25 protein-coding genes and 1 riboswitch are annotated in these 25693 nt (G+C 40.1%); of the genes, 9 read left to right on the forward strand and 16 right to left on the reverse strand.

Going from position 1 to position 25693, the window contains the following annotated elements; translation table 11 throughout:
* The first annotated feature begins 175 nt into the window (after positions 1 to 175).
* Complete coding sequence (locus tag JCM10596_RS02925; RefSeq protein ID WP_025025854.1) at positions 176 to 2233, forward strand: methyl-accepting chemotaxis protein; 2058 nt, start codon at positions 176 to 178, stop codon at positions 2231 to 2233.
* A gap of 40 nt (positions 2234 to 2273) precedes the next feature.
* On the opposite strand, the gene JCM10596_RS02930 is transcribed toward JCM10596_RS02925, so the two are convergent.
* The 9 genes from JCM10596_RS02930 to ilvD all read right to left on the reverse strand — a co-directional run bounded on the left by JCM10596_RS02930 (position 2274) and on the right by ilvD (position 11145).
* Positions 2274 to 3551, reverse strand: coding sequence for an MFS transporter (locus JCM10596_RS02930; protein WP_025025855.1), 1278 nt, complete (start codon positions 3549 to 3551; stop codon positions 2274 to 2276).
* Positions 3552 to 3635: 84 nt separating this feature from the next.
* Positions 3636 to 5078: a hypothetical protein gene (locus tag JCM10596_RS27395; protein ID WP_025025856.1), complete on the reverse strand. Its 1443-nt coding sequence runs from the start codon at positions 5076 to 5078 to the stop codon at positions 3636 to 3638.
* Between the two features lie 165 nt (positions 5079 to 5243).
* The gene (locus tag JCM10596_RS02940; protein ID WP_025025857.1) at positions 5244 to 5435 is read right to left on the reverse strand and encodes a type II toxin-antitoxin system RelE/ParE family toxin; all 192 of its coding nucleotides are present in this window, start codon (positions 5433 to 5435) and stop codon (positions 5244 to 5246) included.
* Positions 5423 to 5605: a hypothetical protein gene (locus JCM10596_RS02945; RefSeq protein WP_025025858.1), complete on the reverse strand. Its 183-nt coding sequence runs from the start codon at positions 5603 to 5605 to the stop codon at positions 5423 to 5425. The genes JCM10596_RS02940 and JCM10596_RS02945 overlap by 13 nt, the downstream gene beginning before the upstream one ends.
* A 244-nt stretch (positions 5606 to 5849) precedes the next feature.
* A complete protein-coding gene (locus JCM10596_RS02950; protein WP_025025859.1) occupies positions 5850 to 6725 on the reverse strand; it encodes a hypothetical protein in 876 nt (291 codons plus the stop codon).
* Between the two features lie 46 nt (positions 6726 to 6771).
* Positions 6772 to 6858, reverse strand: a riboswitch (cyclic di-GMP riboswitch).
* 62 nt (positions 6859 to 6920) lie between these two features.
* Positions 6921 to 8063, reverse strand: a complete 1143-nt coding sequence (locus JCM10596_RS02955; RefSeq protein WP_025025860.1) for a serine hydrolase — start codon at positions 8061 to 8063, stop codon at positions 6921 to 6923.
* Positions 8064 to 8085: 22 nt separating this feature from the next.
* Positions 8086 to 8583 (reverse strand): hypothetical protein, encoded by a 498-nt coding sequence (locus JCM10596_RS02960; protein WP_025025861.1) that lies wholly within the window; start codon positions 8581 to 8583, stop codon positions 8086 to 8088.
* A 113-nt stretch (positions 8584 to 8696) separates the two neighbouring features.
* Positions 8697 to 9191, reverse strand: coding sequence for a hypothetical protein (locus JCM10596_RS02965; protein WP_025025862.1), 495 nt, complete (start codon positions 9189 to 9191; stop codon positions 8697 to 8699).
* 268 nt (positions 9192 to 9459) lie between these two features.
* A complete protein-coding gene (gene ilvD, locus JCM10596_RS02970; RefSeq protein WP_025025863.1) occupies positions 9460 to 11145 on the reverse strand; it encodes a dihydroxy-acid dehydratase in 1686 nt (561 codons plus the stop codon).
* A 290-nt stretch (positions 11146 to 11435) separates the two neighbouring features.
* Here ilvD and trhO point away from each other — a divergent pair, with 290 nt between their 5' ends.
* The 3 genes from trhO to JCM10596_RS23515 all read left to right on the forward strand — a co-directional run bounded on the left by trhO (position 11436) and on the right by JCM10596_RS23515 (position 13651).
* Positions 11436 to 12389 carry an oxygen-dependent tRNA uridine(34) hydroxylase TrhO gene (gene trhO, locus JCM10596_RS02975; protein ID WP_025025864.1) on the forward strand — a complete coding sequence of 318 codons (954 nt, stop codon included), beginning with the start codon at positions 11436 to 11438 and terminating at the stop codon, positions 12387 to 12389.
* Positions 12390 to 12530: 141 nt separating this feature from the next.
* A complete protein-coding gene (locus tag JCM10596_RS02980; RefSeq protein WP_025025865.1) occupies positions 12531 to 12881 on the forward strand; it encodes a hypothetical protein in 351 nt (116 codons plus the stop codon).
* The gene (locus JCM10596_RS23515) at positions 12869 to 13651 is read left to right on the forward strand and encodes an HD-GYP domain-containing protein (RefSeq protein ID WP_025025866.1); all 783 of its coding nucleotides are present in this window, start codon (positions 12869 to 12871) and stop codon (positions 13649 to 13651) included. Before JCM10596_RS02980 ends, JCM10596_RS23515 begins: the two co-directional genes overlap by 13 nt.
* On the opposite strand, the gene JCM10596_RS28545 is transcribed toward JCM10596_RS23515, so the two are convergent.
* The 4 genes from JCM10596_RS28545 to JCM10596_RS03000 form a co-directional block, all read right to left on the reverse strand.
* A complete protein-coding gene (locus JCM10596_RS28545; protein ID WP_081791872.1) occupies positions 13614 to 14309 on the reverse strand; it encodes a lipase family protein in 696 nt (231 codons plus the stop codon). The two genes, JCM10596_RS23515 and JCM10596_RS28545, sit on opposite strands and share 38 nt — an antisense overlap.
* A complete protein-coding gene (locus JCM10596_RS29395; protein WP_159102296.1) occupies positions 14237 to 14398 on the reverse strand; it encodes a hypothetical protein in 162 nt (53 codons plus the stop codon). The genes JCM10596_RS28545 and JCM10596_RS29395 overlap by 73 nt, the downstream gene beginning before the upstream one ends.
* A 133-nt stretch (positions 14399 to 14531) precedes the next feature.
* Positions 14532 to 15203, reverse strand: a complete 672-nt coding sequence (locus tag JCM10596_RS02995; RefSeq protein WP_025025867.1) for a uracil-DNA glycosylase — start codon at positions 15201 to 15203, stop codon at positions 14532 to 14534.
* An 88-nt stretch (positions 15204 to 15291) separates the two neighbouring features.
* Positions 15292 to 16503, reverse strand: coding sequence for a dicarboxylate/amino acid:cation symporter (locus tag JCM10596_RS03000; RefSeq protein ID WP_025025868.1), 1212 nt, complete (start codon positions 16501 to 16503; stop codon positions 15292 to 15294).
* A 400-nt stretch (positions 16504 to 16903) separates the two neighbouring features.
* On the opposite strand from JCM10596_RS03000, the gene JCM10596_RS03005 reads away from it, so the two are divergent.
* The 4 genes from JCM10596_RS03005 (at position 16904) to JCM10596_RS03020 (ending at position 20536) form a co-directional block, all read left to right on the forward strand.
* A complete protein-coding gene (locus JCM10596_RS03005; protein WP_025025869.1) occupies positions 16904 to 18274 on the forward strand; it encodes a YjiH family protein in 1371 nt (456 codons plus the stop codon).
* A 313-nt stretch (positions 18275 to 18587) separates the two neighbouring features.
* Positions 18588 to 18878: a response regulator gene (locus JCM10596_RS23520; protein ID WP_234410385.1), complete on the forward strand. Its 291-nt coding sequence runs from the start codon at positions 18588 to 18590 to the stop codon at positions 18876 to 18878.
* On the forward strand, positions 18878 to 19789 hold the full coding sequence (locus tag JCM10596_RS03015) for a cyclic di-GMP-binding domain-containing protein, MshE-related (protein ID WP_025025870.1): 912 nt from the start codon (positions 18878 to 18880) through the stop codon (positions 19787 to 19789). Before JCM10596_RS23520 ends, JCM10596_RS03015 begins: the two co-directional genes overlap by 1 nt.
* A 90-nt stretch (positions 19790 to 19879) precedes the next feature.
* Positions 19880 to 20536, forward strand: coding sequence for a DUF2238 domain-containing protein (locus JCM10596_RS03020; RefSeq protein WP_025025871.1), 657 nt, complete (start codon positions 19880 to 19882; stop codon positions 20534 to 20536).
* Between the two features lie 78 nt (positions 20537 to 20614).
* Here the strand turns inward: JCM10596_RS03020 and JCM10596_RS23525 are convergent, their stop codons facing one another.
* Entirely contained in the window at positions 20615 to 21610 is a 996-nt protein-coding gene (locus tag JCM10596_RS23525; RefSeq protein ID WP_234410378.1) for a sensor domain-containing diguanylate cyclase, read from the reverse strand.
* Between the two features lie 26 nt (positions 21611 to 21636).
* The gene (locus JCM10596_RS29940; protein WP_234410379.1) at positions 21637 to 21837 is read right to left on the reverse strand and encodes a hypothetical protein; all 201 of its coding nucleotides are present in this window, start codon (positions 21835 to 21837) and stop codon (positions 21637 to 21639) included.
* A gap of 221 nt (positions 21838 to 22058) precedes the next feature.
* Between JCM10596_RS29940 and JCM10596_RS03030 the strand changes: the two genes are divergently transcribed.
* Positions 22059 to 24452, forward strand: a complete 2394-nt coding sequence (locus JCM10596_RS03030; protein WP_025025872.1) for an immune inhibitor A domain-containing protein — start codon at positions 22059 to 22061, stop codon at positions 24450 to 24452.
* Between the two features lie 56 nt (positions 24453 to 24508).
* Here JCM10596_RS03030 and nagA read toward each other — a convergent pair whose 3' ends face one another.
* Positions 24509 to 25693 (reverse strand): N-acetylglucosamine-6-phosphate deacetylase, encoded by a 1185-nt coding sequence (gene nagA / locus JCM10596_RS03035; protein ID WP_025025873.1) that lies wholly within the window; start codon positions 25691 to 25693, stop codon positions 24509 to 24511.

Consider the following 25693-nt stretch of genomic DNA (forward strand, 5'->3'; position numbering starts at 1 on the left):
TTTCTTTGCTTGCCACTCGTTAAGATGAAACAAAAAACCTTCTCCGTTCTTCAAAACTTCATTTTCTTTATGGTCCATTATTTGGATGATTAAAAGTTCAAAAAAATGTTACTTTTCCCTCCGATAATCTATATATAGTGCTACAACTTTTGATCATTTCAGGGAGGCTGTGAACATGTTAAAGAAGGTCTTACATCAAGTATCCAGCAGCATCATGTTAAAGATGGTTTTATCATTATTTATCATCTCTTTGCTCTTCTTTTCTGTTTTTGGCTATCTATTATACTCCTATTCAAACAGCATCTGGGCAACAGAAATTGAAAACAGCCTGAACCTGCAAAGCAAGAACATCGCAGAGCAACTCCATTCTCTTCTGAATGAAAAAGTAACCATCGTCAATCAAATGACAACCAATCAAGATTTAGTCCATTTTTTACTAGCAGATGTGAAAAGAGATTCAGCAAAGGAATATGAGGACTATGCTACCGTCATGGGCACACTTAATGCCATTGCCGCAACAGATTCTGATCTAGGACTGGTATGGCTTGTTCATGAATCAGGCAATTTTGTCATGGGAGATCATGACACCTTCACCAATCCTGATTGGAATCTCAAGGCTCGTCCTTGGTATCCAGCCGCTGCAGCTTCTGAAGATGTTGTATTTACCGAACCGTATATCGACGCTATAACGGGAGATCTCGTCATTAGTGCAACACAAAAAGTGATGGAAAACGGAGTAGACAAGGGCTTTGTCGCCGTCGATATTTTTCTAGACAAGCTTCCAGACATTATGCAATCTTATCAAATGGGGGAAACAGGCTACACATTCCTTCTGTCTAAATCGGGTACGATTCTCTACCATCCAGAGAATGATCTCGTTATGAATGACAACCTTGGAGAGAGTCATCCATACTTACATGAGGTTCTGCAAGCAATGATTCAAGGTCAAGAAGGAGTGAAGCTCGTTAAAGGCAATGGAAAAGAGGAATACATTTCTTATTTACCAGTAAAGAATACAGACTGGGCAGTAGGAGTGGCAATCTCCGAAAAAGAAGCAACGCAGATGCTTCGAAATTTTGACCAAGTCCTCATCATCGGACTATTTATTGGCGCTATCTTACTTGCCTTCATCGTATATCTGGCTATGAGAAGTATGCTAAGTCGTATTTTACAAATATCCAACACGTTACATGTTTTAGCGACTGGTGATCTCACACCAAGATTGAAGGTTCACTATCAAGATGAGCTTGGACAAGCAGCAAATAACTTAAATGAAATGATTGAATCCTTCTCTAGTACCTTACAAGAAACGAATGAAGTGGTTGAACTGCTTGCTAACTCTTCAACACACTTAAATACTGTTTCTGAAGAAACCACTCAAGCTTCAGAAGGAATCAAGAACGTTATGCAACAAGTCGTTCATGGTGCCGAAAACCAATATGAAGGGGCAAGTCAAATTCTTCAAGCCATGGAGGACATGTCAGCTGGGGTTCATCGAGTGGCTTCCTCTACTACGTCCGTTGCCAATTTAACTAGCAGCTCTCTGGAGGATGTCGATAGAGGGAACCGACTTTTAGAAGATACGATCTCACAAATGCTTCGTATTCAAAAATCGGTAGGAGAAGCTTCTCAGGATATGGATAAGCTAAAAAAGCTTTCTCAGCAGATCGATACCATTGTCGGAGTCATCTCGGACATCTCCGCTCAAACACAGCTTCTCTCTCTAAATGCTTCGATTGAAGCAGCCAGAGCAGGAGAGCACGGAAGAGGCTTCGCCGTCGTGGCAAGCGAAGTGAAAAAACTTGCCGAACAAACAGATCAATCCGTCGGAACGATCACTGAGATGATCAAGGAAGTACAAGCTATGACCACCTCAACTGCGTTGACCATGTCAGCCAGTGTTGCCGATGTTGAACAAGGCTCTCTTTCTATTGGGCGAGCAGGAGAAATGTTCCACAACACGTATGAAAGCTTCCGTGAAATTACCGATCAAACTCAAGAGGTATCCGCTGCCTCCGAAGAAATGTCGGCAGGAACAGAAGAGGTCACCGCTTCAATGGATGAGATCAAGAGTGTTACACACTCCACATTGAAAGGCAGCCAAGAAGTGTTTGACTCCGTCACAGAGCAGCTTCAATCTATTCAAGAAATTGCAGAATCCGCTACAAAGCTAAGCCAAGTGTCAGCTCAATTACGTCAGAAACTATCTACTTTTAAAATCAATTCTAATTAACGAAAGAAAAGAGCCCATTATTAAGACGAAATCCTCTGCTCTAGCCACCGTCGCTGGAGCAGGGGATTTTTTTCTTCATGATATTCGTTGTCTGATAGTATTTAGATTTTGACGATTGTAAACTAAATACACATAGGATCATTGAAGTTAAGAACATAAATAAAGTCCCTATTATAACTGCAATTTGTATTGAAATAGTTTGTGCAACAAATCCAAAAATCACAGTTGTTATAATAATTAAAACAGCTTGGAGCAAACCATATAAGCTCACTATCCTTCCCATAACATCAACAGGGATATTATTTTGGTAGAATGTATGAAAGCCTGTGTTGGCAAAAGCAAGGAAAAAGGCAAGGACAAAAAATCCTAAAGCTGCCATTACAAAAGAGCTTGAAAAGGCATAAATAAGATAACCAGCAGAAACGAAAATGGAGCCTAATCCAATTAATATTGAAATGGCTATCTTTTTTACGAACACAGTATTAATAAAGGCTCCTATAACAATGCCTGCCCCAGCAATACTTACCAAAAATCCATAATCGCTATCTGATAATTGAAGGATTTCTTTCGCAAAAGCAGCTTCAAGTGAATCGACAGCTGCTGTCATAACAATAACAGTACTAAATAAGAAGTAAATCAACATAATATAAACATGCTTTTGACTAAAATTTAATACCATATTCAAATCCTGTTTTAATAGGGCAAACGATAATTTTTCATCCTTAAAATCAGTTATTTTATTCTTTTCGAGATTAGGCATTAAAAAAGTAATTAATCCTGATAAAAATAATGCAATCGCATTAATATAAATAGCAATGATAGGAGTCCCTACTATAAATAGTAGCCCAGCAACAGCTGGACCAAGAAGGAAGGCTCCTGAGTCAATTAAACTTCGAAGAGAATTAAACCGTTTTCTTTGTTCAGACGGAATCAATTTAGTAATATACGTTATCGATGTTGGACTGAACATTGAACTTGCCATATTTATTAGAAAAACAAGGAAATACATCAACCATAGCGAATGATAGATTAACCAAGGTAATAGGAAAATACATATGGCTCGAAATAAATCAAGGAAGATCATCAAATTTCTTTTATTTAAACGGTCAATAATGCTTCCTGACCAAAAATTTGTAACTACGGTGGCTAAAGGTATAAGAATATAAAGCACTGCTACTGCAAGTGGAGAACCAGTCATTTCGAATACAATTAAATTCAGTGCAATTAAAAAGACCCATGCACCAATATTAGAAACTCCAATTCCTAATAATAAAATAGCTGGATACTTCCACGATTGTGTTAATCCTTTTAGATTCATTGATGCCCTCCTAAAAATCCACATGGGGGCGAAATCTCCTATTTCCAATAATTCGAATTTCTCCATGTTTTCTGTTTTGAAACGTTAACGCTTGTTAAGCGAATGTTCACTTAAAATAGAGATACGCCACAGATCTATATTCCCATTAGAGAAGCCACTTCCATTGACAGAGCGTTTCGGGAATATTTCCTGGTTCATATCATCATAGGGAATCCAACCAAAAAGCAGGTAGGATTCGAGTAGAAAAGGAGTAAAAATAGAAGAACGTTGTTTGGCTGATTGAACTTTTGTAAATGGGGTAATAAAGGAAACCCACTCATCTGACAGGGGCAATACCCCATAGGATGATGATAGAGTCACTTTTTTTTCCATTTGTACACTAGGTTCATAGGTATGCACTCCACCTGAAACAGAATACCTTCTATCTCTAACCATGTAGAAGCTCATCGCACTCACTTGGTCATCTGGGTCAATATTCCATACAATATGGTGGGTTGCAGGATTTTTCTTATCTAACCTCCACAATTCAGGATAGCCCTTTGTCTTCATATAGACCATTTTCCATTGATGATGCTGCCATACCCAAAAGCTTTTGCCATAATCATTAGCTTCAGAAATATATGGTACAAATACATGTCTTTCATCGAGAAAAAGCTTCTCTTGTATGACACTAACATTGGCTTTAGGATTGACACGATGAATCTCTTTTATCAGCTCTTCATCTGTCGGAAAGGGAGTAGGGGAGAGAAATACCACCAATAAATCATGACTGAAAGAGCCAAAGTACCGATACCAACAGCTATCCAACGCTTTTTCTTGATCATGATTCATTCCTCCCTTGAAAGGCTCTTCAGAGCGAAAATAATATTGGTTTTGTGGTGTAGAAATTAAAATCCCCTTTCCATCCGCCTCAACATAAATCATGGTGCTCAAACCATAGCCCCAGCTTGCCTCGGTTCCTAGTAATAGATAGGGAAATCGTTCCTTTCGTTGATTGGCTGGCGTTCCCATATACGTTTCTTCATACCATTGTTCATTAAAGAAGGAGGCTTCTTTCATCTTGTCGAGTTGTTCTAATACTTGATCTACAGTGAGCGACTCATTGTCAGCAGAAGGGTGAATCGGCTGAATCAGCGCTTTATCCACATTTGAGATATATGTAGTGAGTTCGTCTTTAGGATACACGACTCCATGTAGAAGGAGCGCAAGCAGCGTAGCCAGTAAGAAAATGAAGTTTGCTCCAAAGCCTAACCAAGCATAGGGACGATACAGCTTCCACTGCTCTCTCTTTCGCTTTAGAAACGCAAACAAAATCCACACCCCTAGAGGTAAAAGCGGAATTTTGATGATTTCATTGTCTAGCTGCCAATCTATTGAAAAAGAAAAGATCCCTACTAGAAAAATGGTAACGACTTTCCAAACCTTCGGTACCTTCGATTTCGTTCGATAGATACGATATACCACTATTCCTATGAACAGCCATGCACTAAATCCTGTTAGAAGTGCAATCACATTCAGATTTCCCAAAAAATCATATCCTTTCTTGTACGGATAGAATACACCTAAAGCCAATCCCTTTTAAAAATTATAATTATTTTCATGTCAGAATCCCAGCAGAAAAAGATAAAGAGCTGTCGAAAATTTTGACAGCCCAAAGAGTTCACTATATTTCATTGATGTTGCTATGGTGACCTAATCTAAGTTCATATTGAATTCTTGAGCTTGATGAAATACCCTTAATATATCGACAGTATCTTCAGCATTAATCCTGTAAATAATTCGAGTAACCACGACCGATGCATATCGTTCAGAATCAAAAGAAATATAATCTGATATTCTCTCCAGATCATTTATTGCATCTGGTGACCAAATTAAGTGAGCCACTTTTTAAATTTTTCCTTTACCTGATTATGAGGAATTCCTTTGCCTTCATCAATCTGTTTGATAGCAGATTCAATCTTAGCTCTAATATAAAGTTTTTCCATCACATCATCAACTGTAGTATTATCAGGCATATTCTTTATCATGTCAATGATTTCCTGTTTTGTGCTCATGATTCTTCCCTCCCGATTTCACTACTTTTGTCAATTATACCCGATTTCTTCATAGAAAAATACTCCCTTACTCTCTACTCCTCTTTTGTAGACGATCCTGCAAATATTTCTACAGCTTGAACAAGAAACGCTGGATCAGTAATAAGCTTCTTGATAAATGGTTGCCCAGTAGATTGTGAGAAATGTCATATCATTGAAAAAAAGCTACCCAATCATACAGGTAGCTTGTAATAATATTATTTATTTATGGCTCCATTGCCATCCAACTACTAACATGATGTACAGCTATTCCATTAAAACTAACCACTTCTGAATAGTATTTCTCCACTACCGAGAGTGTCTCGTTCATATATGATTCACCTTCTTCATAAAACGTAACCAGCCCGCCTTCATATGAAAACCCAGTTTCCACACCAATAACTATTGATTTGTTATACTTACTAGCAAGCTCAATTTCAGTTTTGACTATCTCGATAATCTTCTCAGCAGAATCACGATACGCCATAATTGTTACGCTATCTGTTTCGGCAATCACCCATTCTGCCAGCATACCTTTTCCATACTTATTTTTATAGAAAATTTCATCAAACCAAAATGGAATGTCTGCTTCAAGAGGAATATCCAAGGTTTCTGCACTCTGTTTAGCTTTTAATATGAGCGCTTGGTATGATTCGATCGTATTGTTCTGACTGGTTTTCCATCCGCTATACAAATAGGGTTCAACGTCCAGATGAATACCAGAAAATTTTTGAGTAGCCTTTGAGCCCTCTTGGTATTTGCCTAGCCAGCTCATCAGCTTTTCAAGGTGAATATAGCCCTTCCACTCCACCCATTCAGCAGATCCATCCAATGCATAAATACTAATTCCTTTATTTGAGGCTTTCTCAATAAATTCTCGATATATATCCATCGAAATGTCTGGGTCGATCTGTAAATAAACTTTGTTCACATTTTTACTTTCGAGAAAAGAAAGGGTACTCTCTTTATCACTAACAATCATCCACGGATTCCAAAGCCATGTTGCTTTGACTTCCAATTCAGAAGCTTTTCCATATGCTTCACCATTATAGCCATTTAAAATTAATAACATTGCTAACAGCAGCACCAGCAGTTTGCGCATGACAAATTATCCTCCATTCTCTAAGCCGAGGCTCTACGAATGAGGACCCGGCAACCTGACTACCCTACGCTTAATAGCGGTTAGCTCATGGCTTTGCGTCCTTCCCTTTCGGTGAAGTTTGCCTTTTTCAGATATTTTTATCTTTTCAGTATAAATAATACCTTCTTTTCTGTCAATTGTGGCTATAGTTGAGGTCTAGTGTGCCTCTTTTGTAGACGATCCCGCAAATATTTCTACAGCTTGAACAAGAAACGCTGGATCAGTAATAAGTTTCTTTAGAAATGGTTGCCAAGTATATTGAAGCCACAGATAATCTAATCGGCTTGGATCGTTGATAAACCAAGCTAACTCGATGTTATTTCCATCCTTTGTTCGCGCATAGAGAGCCACAGTGAGAACAAATATTGTACTTCCACCCTTCCATCCAAGATATTCATAATTTGGGTTGGGGGAAAATTCTAAGATCGTTCTCATTATTTTTCGCTCTTTTTCGGTCAGCATATTGGAATGAATAATGTTTCCCATTAGCTTCGCATATTCCTTCGTTGTGCTTGCTGGAAGCCTATTAGAACGAATTAATTGAAGCTTTTCACTAAAGGATTTTTTATCATAATATTTCTCTTTCACGCTATGATCATGATCCTCACTTAATAATCGATGAATGTTCATAGCTCTCTCAATAAATTCTTCGTGAGGCATCGCTTCAAGCTTCTTTTTAACCTCTCTATATGACAAACTTTGTTCTTCCTTAAGCATGGTGGGTAAAATATTGGCGGAGGTCATAGGAAAGATATAGGAATGATTGACGATCCCTAGACGTCTTAAAGTCAAATTGATTTGCTCTATCCCCAAAATCTGAAACAAATATTCTGTATTGGCATTTGAGCTATGACTGATCATCCCTTTTGCCACATCCTCTAGCGTCACCTGCTGGTCGAGGATACGCCCTTCTGCTTCCATCTGTTTCAGCCATTTTGGATGAGCTTGACCATCCGTATTTTTAATATAATATTTTTCTAATTCGGCAAGAGCTATTTTTTCTGTTGGATCTAAGTTCCCTCTTGCCACCTGCACAGCATACTCAATAGCCAAGATAATTTTGACCGTACTGGCTAACGGCATCATTTGATCAGATTGATAATCAATCATCGTTTCGCCGTTTTTAACCAGATACAGCGAAGATTTCTCAGGACTCTTTTTCATAAATTTCAAGATATCTTCAGGTGTTTTCGATCTTGCTTGTTTTATGCTTATAATTCCGCTTATCATTACGCCTATAATGATTATCAAGATTATGACAATCACCAAGCCCAGTATGAGTATAATGATTTTCCCCATTGTACCTCCTTTTGAAATGCACTTACATTTTACTGCTGCGAACCTTGATTTCAAAAGAGCCTACTGAACCATCACTGTTGAGATATTTTACACTATACCTCCCATTGTCTATATAATCATCTTTTTCCGTTTCGAATATCAAGCTGTTTCCAGGTTCAATAGTTTCACTCATTAAAATCTCATAATTCGGTTTAAATAGTGTTACTTTGAAAGATTTTGGACCTGTATTTTTAATGAATAAATGAAAACCATCTTCTTCAGGGTTCTTTTGAAAATAAAAAGAAGTTTCTCCTTCACCATTAAAACTCCCAGTCTGATCTGACAAAACACTAAAGAAATTCTCAGAATCATCTGATACACTTGTTCGTTCACTATTTTTTACCTTCAATTCATTATCTTCTACCTTCCATTCACTATTTTCTGCCTTCTTGCTATCATGATCCTGCACTACATTCACTAGTAGAAGCAGGATTAAAGTAACTACGATTCCGAATAATACTATTTTTTTGCCTATGTTCACTGGTAACACCTCGTTATGTATAGTAAGTTGAAACTACTAAAGAAAGGTAAAACATCTAAAGGAGTATTAAATGGCTTAACCTCTCTTGGCTTTATATTTCATGACCTTTGAAGTTATTCAGTTTTTGTTTTGTCATGTATCTCTAACGTTTCATTATTAAAATTACTGATGATTTCATCCGAGTCGGGATTATCAACCGATTTTCTGACACTTCCATCACTATAATAAGTCACTACAATATACGATGCATCTAAATAATAACTGATTGTGACGTAACTTCCTTTTCCAGTATAATGTTCTACTGCAAATATTCTGCTTTCTTCGGGGACAAAGGCTTCAAATAGAGAATTGTCGTATATTTCAAAATCTCCATCAGGGTAGGAAACAATCTCTTTCGGATTATTTTTATTTACCACAGTAAATATATTACTTCTTTCTTTTTTTTCCATTGTTAAATCTTTAGCATTTTTGGCAGTTTCATTCTTTATTTGAACAGCACTCGTTTCCACAAGGTCCTTTGTACCAATACGTGGTAACTCTTTAACACTAAATACTATGAAAATAATAATACCTACTAGAATTACGACACCACGCTTTCTAAAAAGCACCTTACTCCACCTTTCGTTCTTATTGGACATTCTAGTTAACCAAGCTTTCGAGTTTGAAAATTCGATAATTTATGGGTTAAAATGGTTTTTCAGACTAGAGTGTAACATTAATTCTTAATATGTGTAAACCTATTTTAGTAAATAAATTCCTATAAAAATTGTAGAACGATTGAACCAGAATGATCCCATCATCAAAATGAACAATGCAAAAAAGAGCCCCCTAGCTGGGAAGCCCTTCTTTATTCTTTCATCACTGATTACCAACAACTTAATCTAATACCGCTCCTTTGGATGCGGAAGAAACCAATTTGGCATATTTGGCTAGAACGCCTCTTGTTGCTTTTAACGGTGGAGCTACCCATTCTGCTTGACGCTTGGCAAACTCCTCATCTGAAAGATGAACGTTCAAGGATTGAGAAATACTGTCGATCGTAATCGTATCTCCTTCTTGTAGCAAACCAATCGGACCACCCACCTGTGCTTCTGGTGACACGTGACCTACAACCAATCCATGGGTTCCTCCAGAGAAACGTCCGTCTGTTAACAAGCCGATTTTTTCTCCTAGACCTTTCCCCACGATAATAGCTGAGATGGAAAGCATTTCAGCCATTCCAGGTCCTCCTTTTGGACCTGCATAACGGATGACAACAACATCTCCTTCGTTAATACGATCCTCTAGGACTGCCTTGGTTGCTTCTTCTTCTGAATCGAAGACGCGAGCTGGGCCTGTAATTTCTTTGACCTTCAGACCAGACATTTTAGCCACTGCTCCTTCTGGCGCAAGGTTCCCTTTCAACACAACCAATGGACCCGTTTCACGTAATGGTTGGTCAAAGCTGCGAATGACGTCTTGCCCCTCAGCTAAATCAGGTGCCTCAGCTAAGTTCTCAGCTACTGTTTTTCCTGTTACTGTTAAGCAATCGCCATGTAACAAGCCTTTTTCTAGAAGAACCTTCATTACAGCCTGAACGCCCCCGACATTATGCAGGTCTTGCATGACATAACGACCACTTGGCTTAAGGTCAGCAATATGTGGAACCCCTAAACGAATACGTTCAAAGTCTTCTAAGCTCAAGTCTACATCTACTGTATGAGCAATCGCTAATAAATGCAGGATCGCATTCGTTGAACCACCTAGAGCCATCACAACTGTAATCGCGTTTTCAAAGGCTTTCTTTGTCATGATATCTCGAGGATAGATGTCTTGTTCCAACAAACGAATGACAGCTCGTCCTGCTTTTTCACAATCATCTAGCTTGTTTGAGGTTTCCGCAGGATTTGAAGAGCTTCCCGGCAAGCTCATTCCCATCGCTTCAATGGCTGAAGCCATAGTATTTGCTGTATACATTCCTCCGCATGAACCTGCTCCTGGACAGGCATGACACTCGATGGTATGTAGCTCCTCTTTCTCAATCGCTCCACTGTTGTACTTCCCTACAGCTTCAAAGGCAGAAACAATATCTATATCTTTTCCTTCATGTTTTCCTGGTGCAATCGTTCCACCATATACAAAAACAGAAGGGACATTTAATCTTCCCATAGCGATCATACATGCTGGCATGTTTTTATCGCATCCACCAATCGCCACTAATCCGTCTAAATTCTCTGCTCCCACAACCGTTTCAATGGAATCTGCAATGACTTCACGGCTTGGTAAGGAATAGCGCATTCCTGGGGTTCCCATTGAAATCCCATCGGACACAGTAATCGTGTTGAAGATAAGAGGAGCTCCTCCACCTTCTTTAGCTCCTTCCTTGGCACGAATGGCTAATTGATCAATATGCATGTTACAAGGAGTTACTTCACTCCATGTACTAGCAATCCCTATCATCGGTTTCTTAAAATCTTCATCGGTAAATCCAACAGCTCTAAGCATCGCACGGTTCGGTGCACGGTGTTCACCTTCACTGATCACAATACTTCGGTTTCTTAAATCTTTTTTTTGGTCTCCCATGATCCCGTTCCTTTCCATCCAAAAATTTCATTTCTAAATATAGGTTAAAAAGTATTATATCAAATGGGCATCTGTTTGAACAGTTTATCAAGATTAAAATTTCTTGCAATTCAAAAAACATACACAAATTGTTAAAAAAGAGATGTTAGCACACAGTTAGAACAAGATAAAAATTTTCTATGCACCTTATTTTTTCATAGAAAAGAATTATGCTATGATATAGGGTGTATTATTTTCGAATAATGCCAAAAAATAAACACAAATATCACTGCAAGATAGGTGGAGTTTACATGAGTGAGAGTCAAAAACCGTATCGTATTTTACTTTATTACAAATACGTACACATCGAAAATCCTGAGCAATTTACCGCAGATCACCTTGCCTTTTGTAAAGAGCTTGGGCTCAAAGGCCGCATCTTAGTGGCTGAGGAAGGCATTAATGGGACTGTTTCAGGTACAGTTGAACAAACCAATGCTTACATGGAAAAAATGCATGCTGATCCACGCTTCTCGGATCTATGGTTTAAGATTGACGAAGCAGAAGAGCATGCCTTTAAGAAAATGTTTGTTCGACATAAGCAAGAACTTGTTACGTTCCGCTTAGAGGAGGATGTTGATCCTAATCAATTAACGGGAAAATATTTAAGTCCTAAAGAATTTTACGAAGAGCTTCAAAACGAAGATATCATTGTTCTGGATGGTCGAAATGATTATGAATATGATATCGGGCATTTTAGAGGAGCGATTCGTCCTGATGTGAAGGCTTTTCGGGACTTTCCAGAATGGATACGTGAAAATCTAAGTCAATTTAAAGATAAAAAAGTCCTAACTTATTGCACCGGCGGAATTCGCTGTGAAAAGCTATCAGGACTGTTACTGAAAGAAGGCTTTAAGGATGTCAATCAATTACATGGCGGAATTGTAACCTATGGCAAGGACCCCGAAGTACAAGGTCGCTTATGGGATGGAAAGTGTTATGTATTTGATGAGCGGATTTCAGTTCCTATTAACCAAACAGAAGAAGATGTTGTTGTAGGAAAATGCTATCACTGTGGCAAGGCAGAGGATCGTTATGTTAATTGCGCCAATCCAGACTGTAACCTACAGCATGTGTGCTGCGAAGAATGCGAGCCTATCCATAAACGCTCCTGTAGCAAAGAATGCCAAGAACACCCCAAAAATCGTTATCTTGCTGGTTCAGAATCGGATCGAGAAGAAGAATTTCTTTCTGAAACATTAGGTTAATGAAGTTAATTCGACAAATGACAAGGTTGATAAGCCTTGTCATTTGTCATTTTCTACTCAAAACTTAAATAAAACATGACATTTTTTAACACGATCGGTATAATAAGAGTAGATTTTTTTGTCGAATAATAGGAGGCTAGCATGAAAAATGGCGCTATGGTTTCACCCTATTCGATATGGAAAGTATTGATAGCTGGACAAGCTTCCTGTTTTTTTGGACTGGTGATCTTGATCTTGGCTAATTTTTTGATTATGCCTACTCCATACTTTAAGAACATTGTCTTTCTTCTATTAATAGGATTTTGTCCCTCCATTCTTTTCTATTATCTGACTCCAAGATTTGTTTCATATATTACCATTATGAATACCCTTTTGATCACTACGATGGCTGTAAATATGATTGGCGTTACCTTTTTGGGTAGCTGTTTCTCTTACTCCCTGTCCTTGCCTTATTTTTCAGAAGCAAAACTCATTATTTATTGGCGAGTATAGGGGCTATATTAAGCTATCTGTGGGTTGCCCAGCCAATCTATGAACCTCAGCAAATGGTTTATCTTCTGGCACAGCTCGCCATCCTGACGATTCTTTTCTTCTTTATTTATGTGATCGTGAAGGAGCTGGTCGCTCATTCTGTTGTGGAGACCAAGCATGTGCAAACCGTGTCTAGTTTATCTCGCAGTGTGGAAGCGAAGGATTACTATACACGTGGACACTCGGGAAGGGTCGCGGGAATTGCGGTCATTCTAGCCGCTCATTATGGAGGATTAGATCGTAAAACCGTGTATTCCAGTGGATTGATCCATGATGTAGGTAAATTGACGACTCCCGATTATATTCTGATCAAAAATGGTCCGTTAACTCCTAAAGAACAGCTAGAGATGAGAAAGCATCCACTTGAAGGAGCCAAAATATGCCGTAGTTTAGGAATATCTGAAGAGCTGATTGATGGGGTTCTCTATCATCATGAACGCTGGGATGGAAAGGGCTATCCCGAAGGACTGATAGGAGAGAATATCCCCCTTCTCGGTCGCCTCCTATGCGTAGCAGATTGTATTGATGCCATGGCATCTAATCGTTCTTATCGTCAAGCGCTCAGCTTCGAGCATATTTGTTCAGAGCTAGAGCTAGGAAAAGGGACTCAGTTTGACCCCCATATTGCCACACTTGCCCTTACGCATTGGGAGGAGATTACCCAATTTATTCTTGAAGAAAGAGTGAAAGTAGTTACGTCTGGGGAAGTAAGTGAGGTGTACGCAAACTGATTCGAGGGTTCAATTGTGGATTTTCTTTACATAACTTAGTAGCAAAAGGTGGACTTAACCTACATAATTGTTGATAATAGTGGATCATTTTATGATTGCTTAGAAGGTTGTTCAGTTGAAAGCAAAGCCCTAGCTTTTTAGGAACTGCACGATATTGAAGTGTAAGAAAGGAGGCAGGAAGCAGAGGAATGATGTCATAGTCATTGACAACCTGAATACACTCCTTGGTTTTTTCCATCACGGTCGAGGTAAATCTTGAATCGCCCACTCTCGGGCAGCCGAAAGTGCATAGGAAAGGGCGGGTAAATCGGGTGTTCACTGCTACGTCTACAGCGGCTAAAGTGGCAAGCGCTCCTCCAAGACTATGTCCTGTTAAAAACAGCTTTTTAGCCGGGGATAAACCTCGTAACGTTTCGATTAACTGTTTTCTAACGACCGAACGATAGATTTGAGTAAAGCCCTTATGAGTCTTTCCCGCTTCAGATACATAAGGGTAATTCATTTGCCAAAAATGAATGTCTTTGAGTATATCGAAAATATCTTCCGTCCCTCGAAAAGCTACAATAATGTTCTTCTTTGATTGGGCTACATACCCAAGGTGAGCGAAAAACAGGTTGCCAAATGTACATATAAGCTTATACCCTTGGGGAGATTCAATGAGCCTTTGTTTTTAAATTGTTCTACAGCCTGATAAGCTAGGGCAGCTAGAAAGATCGATTGCCGAATCAATCTTCCACTCGCTTTCATCTCCTCCACCTCACTCTGCTTTTTCTATCATTTTATTCAGAATGAGCTTTCGATGTTTTCGCTTCTGACAGATCCTAATCATTTTCTTCTAGACCCCACTGACTGCGCTAAATTTCGTTGGTCTTGGAAGGGTCTAGAGAAAGCTCCAATCTACTTCCTCAACTCCATGAGCCTTCAAGAATGCATTCGCCCGACTAAAAGGCTTGCTGCCAAAGAATCCTCGATAAGCTGAAAGCGGACTTGGGTGTGGAGCAGTCAACACCAGATGCTTAGGATTGGTTAGCATTGGTTTTTTATTCTGCGCTGGTCTTCCCCATAGGAAAATGACGATGGGACGATCCTGTTCATTTATAACGCGTATAACAGCATCGGTAAATGACTCCCACCCCATACCCTGATGTGAATTGGCTTCATGGGCTCTCACGGTCAAAACAGTGTTGAGCAGGAGAACGCCTTGGTCTGCCCATTTTTTTAAATATCCGTGGTCAGGAATCGGACAACCTATATCATCGTGCAGCTCTTTATAGATATTTTGAAGTGATGGTGGTATCTTCTGACCTCTATGCACCGAGAAGGAGAGCCCATGAGCCTGATTTTCACCGTGGTATGGGTCTTGACCGAGCAATAAAACCTTCACATTGGCAAGTGGCGTATAGTGTAGAGCATTGAAGATATCATTCATATGCGGGAACACCTGCATTGTTCGGTATTCCTGTTTCAAAAATTGGCGCAATTGTTTATAGTAAGGCTTTTCAAATTCTCTCGACAGTACTTCGTTCCAATCATTCTTGAGTATTTGTGCCATATATTGAATCGTCCTTTCCATTTCATCGCGGCATATACACACCTTCTTTCCATCATAATAGATGATCTCAATCTTGACCACTCTCTACTTAAGCAGATAGCTTCTCCTCGCTTTTCGTGACATATAAGGCACACGCAGCATCCCCAGTAATGTTAACCGCTGTTCTACACATATCTAGCAAACGATCGACTCCTAGAACAAGCGCAATAGCTTCCACTGGTAATCCCACATTGAGTAGGACCATGGAAAGCATAATAAGTCCTACCCCAGGTACTCCAGCCGTACCAATGCTGGCTAGAGTGGCTGTTAAAACCACCGTTAACAGCGCCGCAAATCCTAGCTCCATTCCATAGACCTGGGCAATAAACACTGTTGCTACTCCTTGCATAATGGCTGTTCCATCCATATTAATCGTTGCACCTAAGGGCTGAACAAAGCCACTGATGCTTTTGGGAACCTTCAGCTCTTTTTGAGCTGTTTCCATCGAAACAGGTAGGGTCGCTGAACTGCTAGAAGTACTAAAGGCAACCACCATCGCCGGAGAAAACCTTTGGACAAACTGAAGGGGATTCATCTTTCCTAGAAAGCGAATAATAGCGCCATAGCTAATGAGGACATGCAGAAGCAGTGCCAAGAGCACAACGATCATATACTTCCCCATAGCCAAAATAGCTTCTGTTCCTTGTCCTCCAATCGCCACAGCGATTAAGGCAAAGGCTCCATACGGTGCCAGCTTCATTACAACCTGAACCAGATACATAAGCACTTCATTTCCTTGTTCCACGAGCTTGGAGATTCGATCCGCCTTTCCTCCCAACCTTGACAAGGCAAACCCAATGAAAATGGAAAAGAAGATCACTTGCAGCATATTTCCTTCCGTTAAAGAGGCAAACGGATTTTTGGGTACAATATTGAGCAATGTTTCCACAACAGGAGGAGCCTCCCTTGCTTCAAACGTTGCCCCTTCTAGCTGAAAGCTACCGTTCCCTGGTTGGATTATATACGCAAGACTAAGGGAAAGAACGAGAGCAAGTGTTGTTGTAAGTAGAAAAAAAACAACGGTTCTTACTCCGATTCTACCTAATTTCTTAGGATCACTAATTCCCGCCGTCCCTAGAATGAGTGACACAATCACAATAGGTACAACAAGCATTTGAATAAGATGAATGAATAATGTCCCTACAGGCTGTAAAACATAATCTCTGACAACTTCATACGTTCCTGACATCCACAGATTTAAAATCAGTCCAAAAACAATTCCCAAGCCCATGCCCAGCAAAATTTTTCTTGTTAATGACATTCTAGTTCCTCCTTTTCTTTTAGTAGAAGATTCTATCTAAAATAGAGTCTCCTTATCCTACTCTATAAGAAAAAAGGGAGATTTATTCGTGCTACCCCCGAAAAATAATCTGATTTTTCTTATTTTTTAACCCTTTCGCCTCCCGATTTATTTTTTTTGCTTTTTGTTTTATTTTTTTTGCAGGGGAGGAGCATATTTTTTTTGCTGGCAGAAGGAGGAACTGGCTTATTTCTGCTACTAATAACATCAAAATACTTGGCATATTTTTTGCATGTGATATCATTACGATATAGCTGGCTAAAGGGGGTCAGATGAAAACGTTTACAAGCAGTGAGGCTTTCTTAGACATCTAGTGACGTTAAACGTTCTAAAAAATTTATACCTGAGGTGAAGAATCTGCATGAAAAATCAAGTTACTACTCATTCAAACAAACCACCTACGTCATCCGATTATTTAAAGTTCATTATTCCTTCTTTTATCGGAATACTGCTCTTCATGATCCCTTTCTCTTATGGTGACTCGGTCACGATCCCAGTGGCTATGCTCGCCAAATGGGTGCAGGGACAATTTGAGAGTGTTCTGCCTATTGTGATGACAGTTATTATTATTCTTACAGTAATTGGTTCCTTAATCGCGCGTCTTTTCTCTCCATCCATCATTATGGACAAGCCATTTTTGAAAAACCTTTTCTATGTAAGTCCTATTTGGCTCATTGCTCGTTTTCTAGGAATGGTTTTTGCCATTATGACCCTTTATCAAATTGGACCTGAGTGGATTTGGTCAGAGGACACAGGCGGACTTCTATTATTTGATCTCATTCCTGTTTTATTTTCTGTCTTTTTATTCGCTGGATTGTTTTTGCCTTTATTACTTAATTTCGGGTTGCTTGAATTGTTCGGTACTTTATTAACCAGATTGATGCGCCCCATATTCACTCTTCCGGGCAGATCGTCCATTGATTGCTTGGCTTCATGGCTAGGGGATGGAACGATCGGGGTGTTATTAACCAATAAGCAATACGAGGAAGGCTATTACACAAAGAGAGAAGCAGCCGTTATCGGTACGACCTTCTCTGTCGTTTCCATTACCTTTAGTATTGTCGTGATACAGCAGATGAAGCTGGAGCATTTATTTTTACCCTATTATCTAACGATCGTCCTTGCTGGATTTGTGTGTGCGCTTGTTCTGCCACGCATCCCTCCTTTATCTAGAAAACCAGATACATTTTACGAGAAAGCAACTTCACAGGCCGATGAGTCTATTCCAGCCCATACTTCTGCTTTTGCTTGGGGTATCCAGCAGGCTGTTGCCAAAGCGAAAACAAACACTCGCTTTTCTCAAGTTGCTAAGGGTGGCGTACAAAATGTCTTAGACATGTGGATGGGTGTTGTCCCGATCGTCATGGCTTTAGGAACGGTGGCTTTAGTGCTTGCAGAATATACGCAGCTATTTGTCATTTTGGGAGCGCCGTTTGTCCCACTTTTACAGCTCATGCAGGTCCCTGAAGCGGCTCTAGCAGCTCAGACGATGGTTATTGGATTTGCTGATATGTTTTTACCAGCCATTATCGGAAGCGGCATCGAAAGCGATTTTACTCGTTTTGTTATTGCTTGTGTTTCCGTTACTCAATTAATTTATATGTCTGAAGTAGGGGGATTATTGTTAGCGTCTAAGCTTCCTGTCCGCTTCTTAGATCTAGTGATTATCTTTTTATTGCGTACCCTTATTTCTTTACCGATTATTGTCCTAATGGCGCACCTTATTTTTTAGTGTGACTTTATAATAAGACTTATGGTTTTCTAGGCGAGATTTACTCTAACAGGGGTAGATCTCGCTTTTTTAAATTATGTATCTTTTTACCAAAATGGATATACTAACGATAGAGCAGCTTACATATACAAGCCAACGTTTTTAGTGTAATATAAGAGGAAAGTATTATATTATTGCATTTTTCCGTGACTAAAGACATACCGAGGGAGTGGGACTATGGACATATTTTCGTTAAAAATACTCTTGTGTGATGATTCATTACTTGTCAGAAAAAAACTAAAAAAGCTCATTAGAGGAAAAAGGCTTTACACAGATTTTTGAAGCTTCCGATGGTGAAGAAGCCGTTGCATTTTGCCAAAACGAAAAACCAGATGTTGTGCTCTTAGACATTGTCATGCCTAAAAAAGATGGAATTGAAGCTCTAAAAGAAATTAAAGTCATCAAGGAAGATACATACATTGTGATGGCTTCCTCTGTCGGTACTCAAAGCAATCTGATCAAAGCGTTGAAAGCAGGAGCCAACACCTTTCTGCAAAAGCCTGTTTCACCTGAAGCGGTTATAGAAACCATCGAACAATTGATCAAGGAACGGGGGGAAGGCTAATGTTTGCCCAATTTTTTGGACACTATTTGTTGAATCAAGGCATCATCACAAGCTCACAATTACAGGAAGCAATGGCGTCTCAAAAAGATACAAGAGTCAAACTAGGTGTTCTCGCTATTAATCAAGAATATATGACCGCAAGCCAAGTAGAACAAGTACACCAAACCCAAATGACAATGGACAAACGCTTTGGAGAAATAGCGGTAGAATTAGGCTTTCTTACTGAGGAACAGGTGGAGCATCTCCTCTCCTCTCAGAAAAGCGCTCACCTATTATTAGGACAAGCCCTTATTGACCAGAACGTCTTAACCTATGATTCATTTTCAGAGGCTCTATCCCGCTTTAAGAAAGAGAATAGTCTTTCGGACGAGCAATTCGCCTCCATTATGAACGGCGATATCGATACTCTCATTTCTTCCGTTCTGTTAAAAGAAGAGAAGGACAGGTGGCGGACAGATTACATTAGCCTGTTCGCCAAAAACTTGATTCGTTTTGTAGATACAGAAATTCGTATAGAAATAGGAAATGCGGCGGAAGTCCACAGCTATGATTGGTTCGTTTCTCAAGAAATAGCGACTGAACATGATGCCGTTAGTAGAAAAGTAGCGATTGGCGGGGATCAACCTTCCTTCCTTCGTCTGGCTTCTCGTTATGCGGATGAATCGATAAAGGAAGCAGATGACATGATGCAGGCTTCGGTTGGAGAATTTTTGAACCTGCATAATGGAATTTTCCTTGTTAATATGTCAAACAATCTTCATGTAGAGTTAGAGCTTAAACCACAGATGGTATCAAATCAGAGAAGTGAATCCGACACTGGCTACCACACGCTGCTTCATGTGATTGGCTCTGATTTCTCCATTGATTTACTTATTTCTGATTTGTCTGTTCTTGTGCCAGAACATCTATAGACGTTGCTACAACCAGCTGTATATCTTGTATATTGCAGAATCTTCTGTGTATACTGGATATACAGTTTTTTTACAAAAGGGGGTAACACGTTGTCTTATTCAAACCCAAAGCAGAGCTCATTCTCTGCACTATGGTACGGTAACATTCCTTTTTTCAAAAATAATCTCCTTCACCTAATGCTTCTTCTTTTTTCTTTGTATTGGATCATTCTATCCATCGAACCCTATAGTGCCTATAACTGGTGGTTAGAGAATGCCCTTACCCTTCTGTTGTTACTGGTTCTAGCGCTTACTTATCGGAGGTTTAAGTTCAATAACCTTTCCTACTTACTTATCTTTCTTTTTCTCGCCTTACATACTTATGGAGCCCATTATTCTTATACCACTACTCTTATTGATGAGTGGATGATTCACCTGTTTGAATTTGAACGAAATCATTATGATCGTATTGTTCATTTTTCTTTCGGTCTGCTGCTGACCTATCCAGTCTATGAATTTGTTCATAAAACCATGAATGTCACTTCATTCTGGCAGTATACATTACCCATCATTTTTATTTTTTCGGCAGGCTCTTTTTATGAATTAATTGAGATGTGGGTCGCGCACATTGTCGCTCCCGAAATTGGATTAAATTTTGTTGGGTTTCAAGGGGATGTGTGGGATGCCCAAAAAGATATGGCACTAGCCTTGTACGGCTCCTTGGCTACCATAGGAGTCATTTTAGCGGGGAAAAGAAAAACCTCCTGATCATAGGGGGATCATGGCGTGGCTTTTCAAACCTTCTTCCTTCCTTAAGGCACTCTTGTTGCAGGAGTGCCTTAGATTTTAACTAGTAGGAGAACGGTACACCGTGGTGCAATTTTTTCCTCCTTTTTTCGACTGATACATGGCATAGTCAACTACACGTTTTAATTCATCACCCGTGCTTGCATCAAGAGGGTATTGGGCAATTCCAGCGCTCAGGGTGATGGAAACGCTTTCTCCACATTCTGTGATTAGCACATGCTCTTCCAAATAGTTACGAATTCGTTCCAGTTTCTCCACTGCCTGTTCTACGCTTAGTTCTGGAGCAAGAATCATAAATTCATCCCCTGCATAACGGTATGCTTCCTCCCTCTCCTGAACATCTCTGATGGCATCCGCTATCTTCTGAATCAATTGATCTCCCATATCATGACCGTATTTGTCATTCACTCTTTTCAAATCGTCTGAATCCATCATGATTAATGTAAGGGATTGATCTGGTGTCAAAGTAGAGAGCCATCCTTTAAGATCCTCATGAAAGGCACGATAATTCTTGAGCTTCGTCATCTCATCCGTAATGGTTGTCCGATAGATTTTGTCGTACAATTCTGCTGTTTCAATGGCACTAGCTACTTGAAAGCCGATCATACGAAGCAATTCCTCATGTTCTGGGCGATAGGCAAACTCCCGATAGCTCTGTGCCGAAATGACCCCTTTTACTTGATCTCCTAGAAGCATGGGGACAAAAATAGCCGTACTTGTGGGACATTGACGGTTGCCCCACCTTCGTGGAGTCGACTGAGTAAGCTCCTTCTCCGTTTGGATATGAACAGCAGCCTTGGTCATAATCGCCTTCGAAATATTTCCTTCCCCATATTTAAGCAAACCCGGATGATAACGCACTCCATTATCTAGTGCAAATGGAATGTGTACCTCATCACTTCCCTCTTTATACAAGGCAACAAGAAACGCATCTGTAGGCATGACACGAGAAACCAACTGATTTGCTTTTAGAAAAATGGTTTCCACATCCACCGCTTTGGTAAATATATGTCCTAATTCATGTACGATTGTCAAATGCTCTGACACCCAAGTCAATTGTTTCACTTTCTGTCTAAGTTTTTCAATCTCATGGAGGACACTAAGATGCCATGCTTTTTCCTCTTCATTAAGCTGAACATCATGCTTTCCGCCTGTATTCTGTCATCATTCAAGTCTTCCATGCGACCCATTTTAGAAAGAAGAGTATGATATTGTTGCAGTAGTCTTTGTAAATCTGTTGGTGATTTCTGTTGACCCCCCACCTCATAGCCTCCTCCTTCTTTTAGAAATTCTGAAATATCTGTGAATATTATAAATCTACTATATCAAATCCCCTCCCCTTTGGACATGCCTGAAATAATACTAGACATATATTGACAATATAGTAGAGAAATTGATATATTGGTGTTTGAAAATACTAGATTAGCGAAATATTCTAGTATTTCTAAATAATACTACAACTTATACTGGAGGGGTTTGCTTGATCAATAACAAAAAGTTAAGAGTGTTTAGTAGCATTGCCACAACCACCCTATTAACCTGTTCCCTTGCTTTTCAATCATTTACAGGTAGTGTAACGACTGCTTCAATGCATCATGCTCCAGACATTGAGATTTCCGCCCCCATTGATTCTCATATCATTAACGAGGATCGTCTTGCAAACGCTTTAATGAAACGTGGCATGCTTCCTGCTAACGCTTCTTCCACACAGGTCAGACAAGCCGTTCGCGCTTATATTGAGCAAAAAAGTGGGCATGAAGACGTTCACAAAAACTCTGTTGAACACCAGCATCATGCTGAATTTGACAAGAAAACAAAAGCCTTCTTAGAAAAACAAAAGGATAAATTAGCCAAAAAAATAAATAAAGGGCACACTAACTTTAAAAAAGGCAAACCAAATGGAGCCGTTAAAGTTCCTAATGCAAAACAAGCCCCGTACAATGGAGAAGTCCGTACCGACAAGGTTCTGGTCCTTCTTGTGGAGTTCGAAGACTTTAAACATAACAATATTATTTACGAGGAAGGCTATATGTATGCCAATGACTTTAATCGCGAGCATTATCAAAAATTAATGTTCGGAGATAAAAAGTTTACTTTATACGATGGTACAAAGGTGCAAACATTTAAACAATATTTTGAAGAACAATCTGGCGGTAGCTATACCGTTGACGGTTATGTTTCAGAATGGTTAACCATTCCAGGGAATGCAGCGGATTATGGAGCCGATGATCCTCGCGGAGGTCATGATAATTTAGGACCATTAGGACCACGCGATTTAGTCAAGAGAGCGCTCGACGCCGCTGTTGAATCCGGTATTAATCTAGCTGATTTTGACCAATTTGATCTCTATGATATGGATGGAGATGGAAACTTCAATGAGCCTGATGGCTTGGTTGACCATCTAATGATTATTCATGCAGGAACAGGTCAAGAAGCAGGTGGAGGACTCCTTGGAGACGATGCCATTTGGTCTCATCGTTGGGTTCTTGATGGAGTATATAGAGTCCCTAATACAGTAGCCAGTGTCCCTTATTGGGGAGGACAGATGGGTGCCTATGATTACACGATCCAGCCTGAAGACGGAGCTGTAGGAGTGTTTGCTCATGAATATGGACATGATTTAGGATTGCCAGATGAGTATGATACATCCTACACAGGTCATGGTGAGCCTGTTGCTTCTTGGTCTATTATGAGTGGTGGTAGCTGGAATGGTAGAATCGCTGGTACAGAGCCGACAAGCTTTTCACCGCAAAATAAAGAATTCTTCCAAAAAACCATGGGAGGAAACTGGGCGAATATCGTAGAAATTGATTTGGATGATATAGATAGCAGAGGATTAGCAACCTTCATCGATCAAAGTGTGACTAAATCGCATAATCCAGGAATCGTGAAAGTAAATTTACCGAAGAAAGAAGTACATGGATTACAACCGTCCTTTGGTAACTATTATTATTACAGCAACAAAGGAGATAACTTACATACTCGCATGTCATCTCCTGAATTCGATCTAACAGGAGCAAGTACAGCAGAATTTAGTTACAAGGCTTGGTTTGACATTGAATATGACTATGACTTTCTCTATGTGAAAGCCATAACCGATTCAGGTGAGGAATTAATCCTTGATGTGATTGGGGATGACGATACAGACAATGACAAGCGAGCAGAATCCTCAAAGGGACAATGGGTTGATAAAGTTTATGACCTCTCTTCCTTTGCTGGACAAAAAGTAACTCTTCACTTTGAATATGTGACAGATGGCGGGCTTGCTCTAGACGGCTTTGCTCTAGACAATGCCACTCTGACGGTTGATGGTCAAATCGTATTTGAAGATGGAGCGGAAGGAGAGCCATTATTTACCCTTGAAGGATTTAGTGTCACAAATGGAATCTTCCACAAAGATCACTATTATTACTTAGAGTGGAGAAATTACGCTGGTTCTGATATCGCACTACAGTATTCTCGCGGAGTAAAGTATAATACAGGTATGGTGGTCTGGTATGGAGATGACAGCTATACAGATAACTGGGTTGGCATCCATCCAGGAGAAGGATTCCTAGGAGTCGTAGATGCTCATCCTGAAGCCATTATTGGGAAAAAGGATGGGGTGGATACGATCTTTGGCAGCACTCGTTATCAAGTAGCAGATGCCGCATTTAGTTATGACCGGGCTCCAAGCTGGAAAGTGGATACTCCGCTTCGAGGCAGCTATACCTACTCTGGCTTACCTGGAGTCACCACCTTCGATGATTCAAAATCGTATATCAATCAAATCATTCCAGACGCTGGTCGAATTGTTCCTAGATACGGACTCAAGTTCCAGGTTATCGGCGAAGCCAAAGACAACTCTGCTGGCGCTGTGTGGATTTACAAACAATAATCTACCAATCTTCTAGCACAAGACCAAAAAATCCCTAATTTCGATTAGGGATTTTTTCATTCTTTAGAACCATTGTAGACACATTCACCACGAACGTAGGTTGCTTGAACCTCATATTGGTGACTCAGAATGACTAGATCGGCATCCTTTCCTCTTTCTATGGAGCCTTTTTGTTCCTCATAGCCTATTTGTCTTGCGGGATTAAGAGTCATAGCTGGAAGAATCTCTTCGACAGCTTTTCCCGTAAACTCTCGGACATGGCGTAAAGCTTGATCCATCGTCAAACAGCTCCCAGCTAGATCATCCGAGCTTTTTAAACGAACTTGACCAGCCTTCATATAGCAAGCAAGCCCCCCTAACTCATAATGATCACCATCTGGCAGTCCTGCTGCCGACATCGCATCTGTAATCATCACCACTTTATCTGCTGCTTTGATCTGAAAAATAAAATCGATCAGCTCGGGGTGCACATGAAATCCATCACAGATTAATTCAACCGCTAATTCGGGCAGCATCATAGCAGCACCTGCTACACCAGGCTCCCTGTGATGCAAGGCTCTCATCCCATTAAAAAGGTGAGTGACATGACTCGCCCCTGCCTCCACCGCTTGCTGTACCTGATCATACGTTGCATCCGAATGTCCAATCGACACGGTCACTCCCCTCTCCACAGCACGCCTGATCATTTCCAGCGCCCCAGAACCTTCTGGAGCCATCGTCAGTAAACGAACCTGATTTTTAGCTACATCCAAAAAATGATCCAGCTCTTTCATTGAAGGTGGACGGATATAAGCAGGATTTTGAGCCCCACATCTTTTTTCATTGATAAAAGGACCTTCGAGATGAATGCCTAACACATCCGCTCCCCCAGTTCCTTTTTCCTTCGCCTCAACAATGGAACGAATCGCTCTCTCGGTGGATTCCAGATCCGCAGTCAGAGTCGTTGGTAATAGTGAAGTGGTTCCCTTCTGAGCATGATAACGACTCAAGCCTTCAATATCTTGTACTCGACCGCTCATAACGTCATATCCCCCGCCACCATGAACATGAACATCTACAAATCCGGGAACAAGGAGCTGTTCCTGTACATCGACAACCTCAACTCCATCTTCTGCATTCTTAAGCGAATGGTCAACAATACGCTCAATCTTCCCTTCTCGGACGAAGACCTGCCCCTTTTCAATCACTCGATCAGGAGTATAGATCCTAGCATTCACAAATAGCTTGCTTTTCGTGTTCAT

This window comes from Caldalkalibacillus mannanilyticus JCM 10596, from assembly GCF_000615945.1.
In the GTDB taxonomy this organism is placed as follows: domain Bacteria; phylum Bacillota; class Bacilli; order Caldalkalibacillales; family JCM-10596; genus Bacillus_AT; species Bacillus_AT mannanilyticus.